Source organism: Enterobacteriaceae endosymbiont of Donacia proxima (assembly GCF_012569285.1).
Taxonomy (GTDB): Bacteria; Pseudomonadota; Gammaproteobacteria; order Enterobacterales; family Enterobacteriaceae.
This window is the reverse complement of sequence record NZ_CP046198.1, coordinates 312,724-327,608: the sequence shown is the minus strand read 5'-3', so window position 1 is coordinate 327,608 and position 14,885 is coordinate 312,724. Positions and strand designations below refer to the sequence as shown.

5 protein-coding genes, 2 tRNA genes and 2 pseudogenes are annotated in these 14,885 nt (G+C 24.0%); all 9 read left to right on the top strand.

The window, feature by feature from the left end; translation table 11 throughout:
- The first annotated feature begins 19 nt into the window (after nucleotides 1-19).
- The 9 genes and pseudogenes from rplL (at nucleotide 20) to nusA (ending at nucleotide 14,859) form a co-directional block, all read left to right on the top strand.
- Complete coding sequence (rplL, locus tag GJT97_RS01560) at nucleotides 20-388, top strand: 50S ribosomal protein L7/L12 (protein WP_169767743.1); 369 nt, start codon at nucleotides 20-22, stop codon at nucleotides 386-388.
- A gap of 98 nt (nucleotides 389-486) precedes the next feature.
- A complete protein-coding gene (gene rpoB, locus GJT97_RS01555) occupies nucleotides 487-4,497 on the top strand; it encodes a DNA-directed RNA polymerase subunit beta (protein WP_169767742.1) in 4,011 nt (1,336 codons plus the stop codon).
- A 60-nt stretch (nucleotides 4,498-4,557) separates the two neighbouring features.
- Complete coding sequence (gene rpoC, locus GJT97_RS01550) at nucleotides 4,558-8,775, top strand: DNA-directed RNA polymerase subunit beta' (protein WP_169767741.1); 4,218 nt, start codon at nucleotides 4,558-4,560, stop codon at nucleotides 8,773-8,775.
- Nucleotides 8,776-9,023: 248 nt separating this feature from the next.
- Complete coding sequence (locus GJT97_RS01545; RefSeq protein ID WP_169767740.1) at nucleotides 9,024-9,656, top strand: RlmE family RNA methyltransferase; 633 nt, start codon at nucleotides 9,024-9,026, stop codon at nucleotides 9,654-9,656.
- Between the two features lie 36 nt (nucleotides 9,657-9,692).
- A pseudogene (gene ftsH / locus GJT97_RS01540) lies at nucleotides 9,693-11,516 on the top strand (ATP-dependent zinc metalloprotease FtsH); the annotation flags it as partial.
- Between the two features lie 1,153 nt (nucleotides 11,517-12,669).
- Nucleotides 12,670-12,939, top strand: coding sequence for a preprotein translocase subunit SecG (gene secG / locus GJT97_RS01535; protein WP_281352043.1), 270 nt, complete (start codon nucleotides 12,670-12,672; stop codon nucleotides 12,937-12,939).
- Between the two features lie 10 nt (nucleotides 12,940-12,949).
- A tRNA-Leu gene (locus tag GJT97_RS01530) sits at nucleotides 12,950-13,035 on the top strand.
- A 56-nt stretch (nucleotides 13,036-13,091) separates the two neighbouring features.
- Nucleotides 13,092-13,168: transfer RNA gene (locus GJT97_RS01525), tRNA-Met, on the top strand.
- A 196-nt stretch (nucleotides 13,169-13,364) separates the two neighbouring features.
- A pseudogene (nusA, locus tag GJT97_RS01520) lies at nucleotides 13,365-14,859 on the top strand (transcription termination factor NusA).
- The last annotated feature ends 26 nt before the right edge of the window (nucleotides 14,860-14,885 follow it).

The window sequence follows — 14,885 nt, the reverse complement described above, 5'->3', positions numbered from 1 at the left end:
ATTATTTTAGGAAGATAAAATGGCCATAACCAAAAAACAAATCATAGAAGCTATAGAATCAATGTCTATTATGGATATAATGGATTTAATCAATTCTATGGAAAAAAAATTTGGTGTTTCTAGTGTAATAACAAGTAAACAAGATAATAATCAACAAGAAGAAAAAAAAGAAGAACAAACTGAATTTAGTATACATCTTAAAAATATAGGAAATAATAAGATTTCCGTTATAAAAACTGTTAGAAATATTTTAAATTTAGGATTAAAAGAAGCTAAAGATTTAGTAGAATCAGCTCCTGTAGTATTAAAAGAATCTATTTCTAAACAAGAAGCATTAGATTTAGAATCTAAATTAAAAATTTCTGGAGCAGAGATAGAAATTAAATAATTTTATAAAAATTTAAATAAAAACTTATTTATAAATATCTATAAAATAAATATTAATTTAATTAAATTGTTTAATTTATCAGATAACTGAGGAACCATATGGTTTATTCTCAAACTGAAAAAAAACGTATTCGTAAAGATTTTGGAAAAAGGTCTCAAGTTTTAAATATTCCATATTTACTTTCTATCCAAATAGATTCATTTAAAAAATTTATAACACAAGATCCTACAGGACAGTATGGTTTAGAAGCTGCATTTAAAAGTATTTTCCCTATTACCAGTTATAGTGGAAATGCTAAATTAGAATATTTAAATTATAATTTAGGAAAATCACTTTTTACTATGAAAGAATGTCATATTAGAGGAATGACATATTCAGCTCCTATAAAAGTAAAATTAAGATTAATTATTTATGATAAAGAAAAACCAGGATTACCTATTAAAAATATAAAAGAGCAAGAAGTATATATGGGAGAAATACCATTAATGACAAAAAATGGTACTTTTATAGTTAATGGTATTGAACGTGTAGTAGTTTCACAATTACATAGAAGTCCTGGAGTTTTTTTTGATAGTGATAAAGGAAAAACTCATTCATCAGGAAAAATATTATATAATGCTCGTATTATTCCTTATAGAGGATCTTGGTTAGATTTCGAGTTTGACTCTAAAGATAATATTTTTGTACGTATAGATAGAAAGAGAAAATTACCAGTTACAGTTATTCTACGTGCTTTAGGTTATGATGTGGAAGAAATATTAAATATTTTTTTTAAAAAAAATATTTATAAAATAAAAGGGAAACAAATTACATTAAAATTAATACCGGATAGATTAAGAGGAGAAACAGCATTTTTTGATATTAAAAATAATGATATTATATATATAGAAAAAGGAAAAAGAATTACTCTACGTCACATTAATCATTTAAAAAATGATAATATTAAATATATTAATATACCTATAGAGTATATGGTAAATAAAATAGTTATTAAAGATTATATAGATAAAAGTACTGGTGAAGTAATTATTTCGGCAAATTATCCTTTAACGATAGATATCGTTAATAAAATTTTTCATAATCAAAATATTATCGAAACAATTTTTACTAATGATTTAGATCATGGATCTTATATATCTGAAACATTAAAATTAGATAGTACAACTAATCGTTTAGATGCTTTAATAGAAATTTATAGAATGATGAGACCTGGAGAACCTCCTACAAAAGATGCTGCAGAACTTTTATTTAAAAAATTATTTTTCGTCGAAGATCGTTATGATTTATCTCCCGTAGGGAGAATGAAATTTAATCGTTCATTATTACGTCAAAATATTTTTGGTCCTGGAATTTTAAATAAAGAAGATATTATAGATGTTATTAAAAAATTAATTACCATTCGTGATGGTAACGGAAGTATTGATGATATTGATCATTTAGGTAATAGAAGAATTCGTTCTATTGGAGAAATGGCAGAAAATCAATTTCGTATAGGTTTAATTCGTGTAGAAAGAGCTGTTAAAGAAAGATTATCTTTAGGCGATTTAGAAACTTTAATGCCTCAAGATATGATAAATGCCAAACCTATTTCTGCAGCTTTAAAAGAATTTTTTTGTTCTAGTCAATTATCACAATTTATGGATCAAAATAATCCATTATCAGAAATTACACATAAAAGACGTATTTCTGCTTTAGGTCCAGGTGGTTTAACTAGAGAAAGAGCAGGATTTGAAGTTAGAGATGTTCATCCTACACATTATGGTAGAGTATGTCCTATAGAAACACCTGAAGGACCTAATATTGGTTTAATTAATTCGTTATCAGTCTATGCAAGAACAAATGAATATGGATTTTTAGAAACACCTTATAGATTAGTTAAAAATGGATATGTTACTGATAAAATTAATTATTTATCTTCTATAGAAGAAGGTAATTTTATTATTGCTCAAGCTAATACTAATATAGATAAAAATAAATATATTATTGATGATTTTATTACATGTCGTTATAAAGGTGAAGCAGGTTTTTTTAAAAAAGAACAAATCCATTATATGGATGTTTCTACACAACAAATTGTTTCTGTAGGTGCTTCTTTAATTCCTTTTTTAGAACATGATGATGCTAATCGTGCATTAATGGGTGCTAATATGCAAAGGCAAGCGGTGCCTACACTAAAAACAGAAAAACCATTAGTAGGAACTGGTATGGAACGAGTTGTAGCTGTAGATTCTGGTGTAACCGTTATTGCTAAAAATTCTGGGATTATAAAATATATAGATTCTACACGTATCTTTATAAAAAGAAATGATATTATTGATAATAATATCGATATCTATTATTTAGAAAAATATATAAGATCAAATCAAAATACATGCATAAATCAAACACCATGTGTTCATTTAGATGAATATGTAAAGAAAGGTGATGTATTAGCTGATGGTCCTGCTACCGATTTAGGAGAGTTAGCATTAGGTCAAAATATGAGAGTAGCTTTTATGCCATGGAATGGATATAATTTTGAAGATTCTATTTTATTATCTGAAAAAATTGTTCAAAAAGATAAATTTACTACTATACATATACAAGAATTATCTTGTATATCACGTGATACAAAATTAGGACCAGAAGAAATTACATCTGATATACCAAATGTAAATGAATCTTCTTTAACTAAATTAGACGAATGTGGAATAGTATATATTGGCGCTGAAGTACAAAATGGAGATATTCTTGTAGGTAAAATAACTCCTAAAGGAGAAACTCAATTATCACCAGAAGAAAAATTATTACGTGCGATTTTTGGTGAAAAAGCTTCTGATGTAAAAGATACTTCTTTAAGAGTGCCTAACGGCATGAATGGAACTGTAATTGATGTACAAATTTTTACACGAGATGGTGTAAAAAAAGATAAAAGAACTCTAGAAATAGAAGAAATGCAATTTAAACAAATTCAAAAAAATTTATTAGCTGAACAAAAAATTTTTGAAAAAAATATACTTTTAAATATAAAAAATTTTTTATTAAAAAAAAATATTGTTAATAATATTGAAAATATTAATATTAATTTTATTAATTCTCTTTCCGTTAAAAACGAAAAAAATCAAAAAAAATTAAATTATTTTATTGAAAAATATAAAGAAATAAAAAAAAATTTTAAAAAAAAAATAGAATTAGAAAAAATTAAAATTACACAAGGAAATGATTTAGCTCCCGGTATTTTAAAAATTATTAAAGTAAATTTAGCTGTTAAAAGACAAATACAACCAGGAGATAAAATGGCAGGAAGACATGGTAATAAAGGAGTTATTTCTAAAATTTGTCCTGTAGAAGATATGCCTTATGATGGAGATGGTATTCCGATTGATATTGTATTAAATCCTTTAGGTGTACCTTCTCGAATGAATATAGGACAAATTTTAGAAACTCATTTAGGTATGGCTGCCAAAGGCATCGGAAATAAAATTCGTAGTTTACTAGAAGAAAAAAAAAATATAGAAAAAATTCGTTTATTTCTTAATAAAGCCTATAGTATAGGTAATAATATACGTCAAAATGTAAATTTAAATAATTTTACTGATAAAGAAATTCTTTTATTGGCAAATAATTTAAAAAAAGGGATGCCTATTGCTACACCAGTATTTGATGGAGCTCATGAAGAAGAAATTAAAGAGTTGTTAAAATTATCTGATTTACCAGTTTCTGGGCAAATAAAATTATATGATGGACGTACAGGAGAAGCTTTTGAAAGACCAGTTACTGTAGGATACATGTATATGTTAAAATTAAATCATTTAGTGGATGATAAAATGCATGCTAGATCTACAGGTTCATATAGTCTTGTAACACAACAACCATTAGGTGGAAAAGCTCAATTTGGAGGACAAAGATTTGGTGAGATGGAAGTTTGGGCTTTAGAAGCATATGGAGCTGCATATACTTTACAAGAAATGTTAACAATTAAATCAGATGATGTAAATGGTAGAACTAAAATGTATAAAAATATAGTTGATGGAAATCATCAAATGAATGCTGGTATTCCAGAATCTTTTAATGTATTACTTAAAGAAATACGTTCATTAGGTTTAAATATTAATTTAGAAAAAAAATAATTAATACTTACTTTAAAGTATAAAATTTACTAGTAATAGTATAATTGAGGTAAGAAATTTGTGAAAGATTTATTTAATTTTTTAAAATCAAAAAATAAGATAGAAGAATTTGATTCAATAAAACTTTCTCTAGCTTCTTCTGATATGATAAAATCTTGGTCTTTTGGAGAAGTAAAAAAACCTGAAACGATTAATTATCGTACTTTTAAACCTGAAAGAGATGGTTTATTTTGCGCTCGTATTTTTGGTCCTATTAAAGATTACGAATGTTTATGTGGTAAATATAAACGTTTAAAACATAGGGGTGTTGTTTGTGAAAAATGTGGAGTTGAAGTTACACAAACAAAGGTAAGAAGAGATAGAATGGGGCATATAGAATTAGCTTCTCCAATTGCACATATATGGTTTTTAAAATCATTACCTTCTAGAATTGGATTATTACTTAACATGCCATTAAGAGATATAGAAAAAGTTTTATATTTTGAATCATATGTCGTTGTAGAAGAAGGTATGTCATCTTTAGAAAAAAAACAAATCTTATCTGAAGAACAATATTTAAATTTATTAGAAGAATTTGGGAATGAATTTGAAGCAAAAATGGGTGCAGAAGCAATACAATATTTGCTAAAGAATATTGATTTAAAAAAAGAATGTAAATTATTACGTAATGAATTATATAATACTAATTCAGAAACTAAAAGAAAAAAAATCGGTAAAAGAATAAAATTACTAGAATCTTTTATATATTCAGGTAATAAACCAGAATGGATGATTATGAATATATTACCTGTATTACCTCCTGATTTAAGACCTTTAGTTCCTTTAGACGGAGGTAGATTCGCAACATCAGATTTAAATGATTTATATAGAAGAGTTATAAATCGTAATAATAGATTAAAACGTTTGTTAGAATTATCAGCTCCTGATATTATAATAAAAAACGAAAAAAGAATGTTACAAGAAGCAGTAGATGCATTATTAGATAATGGTAGAAGAGGTAAAGCAATTATAGGTTCTAATAAACGTCCATTAAAATCATTAGCAGATATGATTAAAGGAAAACAAGGAAGATTTAGACAAAATTTATTAGGTAAAAGAGTTGATTATTCAGGAAGATCTGTTATAACAGTTGGCCCTTATTTACATCTGCATCAATGTGGTTTACCTAAAAAAATGGCATTAGAATTATTTAAACCATTTATATATAGTAAATTAGAAATTAGAGGATTTGCAACTACTATTAAATCTGCAAAAAAAATGGTTGAAAAAGAAGAATCAATAGTATGGGATATTTTAGACGAGGTAATTAAAGAACATCCTGTTTTACTAAATAGAGCTCCTACATTACATCGATTAGGGATACAAGCATTTGAACCACTTTTAATCGAAGGTAAAGCTATACAATTACATCCTTTAGTATGTGCCGCTTATAATGCTGATTTTGACGGAGATCAAATGGCAGTACATGTTCCTTTAACATTAGAAGCACAGTTAGAAGCAAGAATTTTAATGATGTCTACTAATAATATTTTATCTCCAGCAAATGGAGAGCCAATTATTGTTCCATCTCAAGATGTAGTATTGGGAATATATTATATGACTAAAGATAAAGTTAATGCAAATGGAGAAGGAATGATATTAACAGGCCCTAAAGAAGCTGAACGTGTTTATAATATAGGACAAGCTGATTTACATGCTTGTGTGAAAGTAAAAATTAAAGAATTTAATAAAGATTTAATAACAAATAAATGGATTAAAAATAATATTATTGTCAAAACAACTATTGGAAGAGCAATTTTTTGGAATCAAGTACCTAAAGGTATACCATACCATATGATAAATAAAACTTTAGGGAAAAAAGACATTTCTCAAGTTTTAAATACATGTTATAGAATCTTAGGGTTAAAATCTACAGTTATTTTTGCAGATCAAATTATGTATACTGGTTTTTATTATGCAGCTAAATCAGGTGCTTCTGTAGGTATAGATGATATTATTATACCCCAAAATAAAACTGAAATTATTAATGAAGCAGAATCTGAAGTTAATGAAATACAAGAACAATTTCAATCTGGTCTTGTTACTGCAGGCGAAAGATATAATAAAGTTATTGATATTTGGGCTGCAGCAAATGAAAAAGTATCGAAAGCTATGATGAAAAATTTATCCATTGAAAAAATAACTGATAAAGATGGTTCCATAATTAAACAAAGTTCTTTCAATAATATTTTTATGATGGCAGATTCTGGGGCTAGAGGTTCGGCGGCTCAAATTAGACAATTAGCTGGTATGAGAGGTTTAATGGCGAAACCCGATGGTTCAATTATTGAAACTCCCATTATTGCTAATTTTAGAGAAGGATTAAATGTTTTACAATACTTTATTTCTACTCATGGAGCGAGAAAAGGATTAGCCGATACTGCTTTAAAAACAGCAAATTCTGGATATTTAACAAGAAGATTAGTAGATGTAGCACAAGATTTAGTCATAACAGAAGATGATTGTTTAACTTTAAATGGGATTAAAATTTCCTCCATTATCACTGGAAAAGAGATAAAAGAATCATTAAGAGAAAGGGTTTTAGGACGAGTTACTGCAGAAAATATTTATAAAAAAGACAGTAAAACTATTCTTATTTGTAGAAATACATTATTAAATGAAAAATATTGTAATATGTTAGAACAACATTCTATTGATAATATTAAAGTACGTTCTGTCGTTAGTTGTGAAACTAATTTTGGTGTATGTTCATATTGTTATGGACGTGATTTAGCTCGAGGACATATTATAAATAAAGGAGAAGCAATAGGAGTGATTGCTGCTCAATCAATAGGTGAACCAGGTACACAATTAACAATGCGTACATTCCATATTGGAGGTGCAGCATCACGATCAGCAACAGAATCTAATATTCAAATTAAAAATAATGGAATTATAAAATTAGTAAATGTAAAATCAGTAATTAATTTTGTTCAAAAATTAGTAGTTATTTCTAGAAATGCTGAATTAAAAATTATTAATAGTTTAAATAAAATTATAGAAAGTTATAAAATACCATATGGTGCTATCATAACAAAAAAAAATGGGTCCGATGTTAAATCAGGAGAAATAGTTTCATATTGGGATCCTCATACTATGCCGATTATTACAGAAGTAAAAGGTAAAATTAAATTTATTGACATGATAGAGGGACAAACAATTATAAAACAAACTGATGATTTAACTGGATTAGCCTCAATTGTTGTATTAGATACTTCTGAAAGACCTTTTATTAGTAAAGATTTTAGACCTATGATCAAAATTATTAATCATAATAATGAAGATATAATCATATCTGGGAATGATATGCCAGCACATTATTTTTTACCTAATAAATCTATTATACATCTAAAAGATGGTAGTTATGTTAATGCAGGTGATGTTTTAGCAAAAGTACCTCAAGATTCAGGTGGCACTAAAGATATTACTGGAGGACTTCCTAGAGTAGCAGATTTATTTGAAGCAAGAAAACCTAAAGATGCGGCTATTTTGGCAGAAATTAGTGGTATTATTTCATTCGGAAAAGAAACAAAAGGTAAAAGAAGAATAATCATTACTCCTATTGATTCAAATATTAAAACACATGAAGAAATGATACCAAAATGGAGACAACTTAATGTATTTGAAAGTGAATTAATAAATAAAGGAGATATTATTTCTGATGGTCCTGAATCTCCACATGATATTTTAAGATTAAGAGGTGTTAATGCTGTAACAAATTATATAATTAATGAAGTTCAAGATGTTTATAGATTACAAGGAGTCAAAATTAATGATAAACACATAGAAGTAATTGTAAGACAGATGTTGCGTAAAGCAACTATAACAAAAATGGGAGATTCTAATTTTTTAGAAGGCGAACAATTAGATGTCTCAGTAATTAAAATTACAAATAAAAAATTAAAAGAACAAGGGAAAAAAATAGCAGAATATAATCGAAATTTATTAGGAATAACAAAAGCATCATTAGCTACTTCTTCTTTTATTTCAGCTGCTTCTTTTCAAGAAACAACTAGAGTTTTAACTGAATCTTCAGTTGCTGGGAAAAGCGATGAATTAAAAGGATTAAAAGAAAACGTAATTGTAGGAAGATTAATTCCTGCAGGTACTGGTTATACTTATCATACAAATCGTCTTAATAAAAAGAAAATTAATAATAAAATAAAAAACAGTAATATTTCTTCTGCAGATTCAGCAGCTGCTAATTTAACTGAATTATTAAATGCTAATTCTAGCTAAAATAATTATAATGCGCATTATATTATAATTTTTTTTTGTTTTAAAAAATTTTTATAGTTGGATATTACATTATTTTATTATTAAAATAATAATATACATAATTATAATAATTAAAATATAAGTTTATTTTAAATAAATAATTTACCAACTTTAGCTAGTAAATGTAATTAAAAAGAAATATTTAATATTATAAAGTTTTTTATTTTTAAAAATTACTTAAAATAAAAAATTATTTATTAAATAATTTTATGATATATAAAAAAAATAAAAAATCTAAATTATGGTTAAAAAATAATTATAAAGATTTTTATATAAAAAAAGTTAAAAATAATATTAATAAATATAGATCAAGATCATGGTTTAAATTAGAACAAATAGAAAAAATAGATAAAATTTTTAAAAAAAATATGATATTAATTGATTTAGGATCATCTCCTGGAGGTTGGTCAAGTTTTGCTTCATCAAAAATTGGTAACAAAGGTAAAATTATTGCATTTGATATATTACCTATGAATTTTATTAAAAATGTTAATTTTCACCAAGGTAATATATATGATTCTATTTTTCTAAATAGAATTTTAAAAAAATTTAATAAAAAAAAAATAGATATGATTATGTCTGATTTATCACCTAATATTTCTGGTATAAAAGAAATAGATATACCACATATTATTAACCTAAATGAATCAGTATTAAATTTATGTTATTCTTATTTAAGAAATAATGGAATTTTTTTAATAAAAACTTTTCAATGTAAGGAATTTAATAAATATTATAATAAAATTAATTCTATATTTAGAATAGTAAAAATTAGAAAACCTAATGCTTCAAGATCTCAATCCAGTGAAATTTATATTGTTGCAAAAGGATATAAAAATTAATATAAAATATATTATACAGTTATAAGAGGTTACTCTTTGAAAGACATGGCAAAAAACTTAATTCTCTGGTTAGCGATGGCAGTGATATTTATATCAACTGTACAGAGTCTTAATTTAAATTCATTTAATAAAAAAGAAAGAATTTCATACACAACTTTTTTATCTGAAGTTAAAAAAAATAAAATATTTAAAATTAGTATTAATAGTAGACAAATTCATGTTTTTAGAAAAGATAGAAGTAATTATATTACATATATGCCTATATATGATCCATTGTTATTAAGAATTTTATTTTCAAAAAATGTTAAAATATTAGGAGAACCTTTACAAAAACCTAGTTTATTACTATCTATTTTTATTTCATGGTTTCCAATGTTATTATTAATCGGAATTTGGATATTTTTTATACGTCAATTACAAAATAGTAGTAAAGGTGCTTTATCTTTTGGTAAAAGTAAAGCTCAGATGTTAACTCCAGATCAAATAAAAACTACATTTAATGATTTAGCTGGATGTGATGAAGCTAAAGAAGAAGTTAAAGAACTAGTTGATTATTTAAAAGAACCAGTTAAATTTCAAAAATTAGGAGGTAAAATTCCTAAAGGAATTTTAATGATAGGTCCTCCTGGTACTGGAAAAACTTTATTAGCTAAAGCTATTGCTGGAGAATCACAAGTACCATTTTTTACTATTTCAGGTTCTGATTTTGTAGAAATGTTTGTAGGTGTAGGTGCTTCTAGAGTAAGAGATATGTTTAATCAAGCTAAAAAATCTTCTCCATGTATTATTTTTATTGATGAAATAGATGCGGTAGGAAGACAAAGAGGTGCCGGATTAGGAGGAGGACATGATGAAAGAGAACAAACATTAAACCAAATGTTAGTAGAAATGGATGGGTTTAATAATAATGAAAATGTTATTGTAATCGCAGCTACTAATCGTCCAGATGTATTAGATCCAGCACTTTTAAGACCAGGTCGTTTTGACCGTCAAGTAATAGTAGGTTTACCTGATATTAGAGGAAGAGAACAAATATTAAAAATACATATAAAAAATGTTCCTATAACTAAAGAAGTAGATCTTAAAATTTTAGCACGAGGTACACCAGGATTTTCAGGAGCTGATTTAGCAAATTTAGTAAATGAAGCAGCATTATTAGCAGCTCGTCAAAATAGTAATTCAGTTTCTATGTTAGAATTAGAAAAAGCTAAAGATAAAATTATGATGGGTACAGAAAGACGTTCTTTAGTAATGACAGAAAAACAAAAAGAAATAATTGCTTATCATGAAGCAGGACATGCAATTATAGGAAGATTAGTTCCAGATCACGATCCTGTCCATAAAGTAACTATTATTCCTCGAGGAAGAGCATTAGGAATAACATTTTTTTTACCTGAAATTGATATAATACATATTAGTCGTCAACAATTAGAAAGTAAAATTTCTACATTATATGGAGGAAGGATCGCAGAAGAAATTATTTATGGTGAAAAATATGTTTCAACAGGATCATCTAATGATATTAAAATTGCGACTAATATTGCAAGAAATATGGTAACACAATGGGGATTTTCTAAAAAATTAGGTCCTTTATTATATTTAGAAGAAGAAAGTGAAATTTTTTTAGGTAGATCAGTTACGAAAGCAAAACATATGTCTGATGAAACTGCAAAAATTATTGATCAAGAGGTAAAATATTTAATACAAGAAAATTATGATAGAGCTTTAAAAATTTTACAAAATAATATTGATATTTTACATGAAATGAAAAATACTCTTATAAAATATGAAACTATAGGATCATTGCAAATTGATGATTTAATGGCTAGAAAAAAAGTAAGACCTCCTGAATGGGATAAAAAAAAATAAAATATTTTTTAAAAAATAAATAGTTTATGATATTTTATAACATATAAAAAGAATAAAATATGAAATATCATAAATATTTTAATATATTATATATATTTATTTAATTTTTAAAATTTATTTTTTTTTAATAAAAATAAATACCTATTTAAGGCAAAATTATCGTTAAAAAAATATAAAATATATATTTAATATATATTTTTATAGTTATTTATATAAAAAACTATAAAATAATTTTAGATATCATAATATAATATTTTTATTATAAAATTTAAAAATTCTATAAATAATTATCAAATATAATATATATTTAAAAAATATTATTGGAAATAAAATAAAAATATTTTTTTTAATTTTTTAAGTATATAAATAATATAAAAAAAATTTATATTTTTTTAATTTATTAAAAATTATATTAAATATATTATTAATGTGTTTTTCATTATTTTAACATAAATTTAAAATTATTATAAATTATATAAATAATGTTATCGTATTTTTATAATTAGAATTTTATAAATTAAATAATTATTTCATTTAATGAAAAAATATTTAGAAATTCCATATAATAAAATTTAAAATATATTAACAATATTAAATTACTAAATAATTTAGTAATATATAATATATAATTATATGTTATAACAAAAGGTTCTTTATATAAAGATAAGATGAATAATATTTATATACAAATTTAAATTATTCATTTAATTTAAAATTACTTTTATATAAGTAGAATATAAATATTATTTAATATGTTTTTAAAAAAAGATTTTTTAGTAAAATATTGTAATTAAAAATTTAAAATGTTCAACTTTATTAAATAAAATTAAATTGAAAATATTTTTTAAAAAAAGAAATATTAAATATTATTATCAATATAAATTATGATTTAATATCATGATATTGATTTATTTAATTAAAAAATTTAAATATAATTTTTATTTTAATAAAAATTTTTTTAAAAAATTTTAGTTTTAAAATAATTATTTAATTTATAAAAAAAATATAAAATTAATAATTTTTATATTACATAAAAATATTGTAAAATAAATATTTTATGTTAAAAATTTATATTGTAATTATTACAAATTAATATATAATTATATTTAGATAATATTTGATTAAAATATTTTTTGGTTTTTTTATGTATAAATTACTATTAATTTTATTTATTTTTGTATCAACTATGTTGATTAGTATTATCTTATTTCAAGATAATGATGAAATAGATATTAGTGCATCATCAAATAATACAAAATCTCCTTTTAATACAAATATGTCTAATAAAATTTTAACAAAAAGTATTATTTTACTTGCATCTTTATTCTTTATTATTGGTTTGGTAATAAATAATTTTAATGTAAAAAAATATGGAAAAAATAATATTACATTTTATAATATAAATAAGATGTAAATAAAATTTTACCGAGGTGGTGAAATTGGTAAACACGCTACTTTGAGGTGGTAGTGCCTTATTCTAGGCTTACGGGTTCAACTCCCGTCTTCGGTATTAAAATTAATATTGCATTATTTATTTTTTTATAATATCATATATTATCATTAAGACGCGGGGTGGAGCAGTTTGGTAGCTCGTCGGGCTCATAACCCGAAGGTCGTTGGTTCAAATCCAACTCCCGCAACCAATATCAACGTTATATTAATTCCTTTATTAAATTTATTTCATGTTTACTTTTATATACAATAAAAATAAATAGATAAGTTTTTTAAAAAAATTATATGAAATAATAAAGTTACTATTTAGTAAAATTATGTTACTTATATTATTTTAGTATAATCTAGTTTTCTAATTTTAAGAATTAAATATTGAGGATAACTAGGATGAATAAAGAAATATTAGCTGTTATCGAAGCTGTTGCTAATGAAAAATCTTTACCTCGTGAAAAAATATTTGAAGCAATGGAAAGTGCTTTAGTTAGTGCAACTAAAAAAAAATATGAACAAGATATAGAAGTATTTGTTAATATTAATCGTAAAAATGGTGATTTTAATACATTTAGAAGGTGGTTAATAGTTAAAAAAGTACATTATCCTACTAAAGAAATTACATTAGATGCAGCAAGAATTGAAGATAATACTCTTAATTTAGGTGATTATATATATGACAAAATTAAATCTATTAACTTTAATCGTATAACAACACAAACAGCTAAACAAGTTATTGTACATAAAGTAAGAGAAGCTAAAAAAGCTGTTACTATTGCACAATTTAAAAAGAAAGAGGGAAAAATTTTAAATGGTATTGTTAAAAAAGTAAATAGAAGTCATCTAAATATAGATTTAGGACATGGAGCTGATGCTATAATTTTACGTTCTGATATGTTACCAAGAGAAAATTTTAGAATAGGAGATAGAATAAAAGGATTGCTTTTTTATATTAAAGAAGATATTAAAGAAACACAATTATTTATAAGTAGATCTAAAATACAAATGTTAATTGAATTATTCAATATTGAAGTTCCTGAAATAGGAGAAGGTTTAATTAAAATTAAAGCAGTAGCTAGAGATCCAGGTTCTAGAGCTAAAATAGCTGTTAAAACAAATGATAAAAGAATTGATCCAATAGGAGCTTGTGTAGGAATGAGAGGTGCTAGAGTTCAAGCTGTTTCTAATGAATTAAATGGTGAACGTATTGATATTATATTATGGGATTCTGATCCAAAAAAATTTGTTATTAATGCTATGTTACCAGCAGATATATCATCAATTGTTTTAAATAAAAAAAAACATGTAATAGATATTGCTGTGGAAGAAAATAATTTAGCTCAAGCTATAGGAAGAAATGGACAAAATATTCGTTTAGCATCTCAATTAAGTGGGTGGGAATTAAATGTTATGACAAAAAATGATTTATATCATAAATATAAAAAAGAACAAAATAATATTATAAATATGTTTGTAAAACATTTAAATATTAAATATGAATTATCAAAAATAATAGTGGAAAAAGGTAAAATATCTTCTATTAAAGAATTAATATTAATTCCTACAGATATGTTATATGATATTACTAATAAATTTAATTTAAAAATAAATGATTTAAAAAAAATACAAGAATTAGCAAAAAAAATATATACTAATCCAATTTTCAAAAAAAAATATAAATAGTAAATTTAAAAAAAATAATTAAAACTAAAAAGGATAAATAATAAATTATCTAATTATTTAATAAATAAAGGTATTTACACTATTGAAAATCTAGCTGAACAGAGATATTAAAGATATATCTGAGACAGATAATTTATCTAAAATAGAAGTAGTAAAAATAATTATGTCTGTAAGCAATATTTGTCGGTTTAAAAAAAATGGTACGTAATTAATTTTAAAATAGAGGAGTAGACA

Coding starts and splice junctions, on each gene's coding strand:
- rplL (WP_169767743.1), top strand. CDS start 20: ATGGCCATAACCAAAAAACAAATCATAGAAGCTATAGAATCAATGTCT.
- rpoB (WP_169767742.1), top strand. CDS start 487: ATGGTTTATTCTCAAACTGAAAAAAAACGTATTCGTAAAGATTTTGGA.
- GJT97_RS01545 (WP_169767740.1), top strand. CDS start 9,024: ATGATATATAAAAAAAATAAAAAATCTAAATTATGGTTAAAAAATAAT.
- secG (WP_281352043.1), top strand. CDS start 12,670: ATGTATAAATTACTATTAATTTTATTTATTTTTGTATCAACTATGTTG.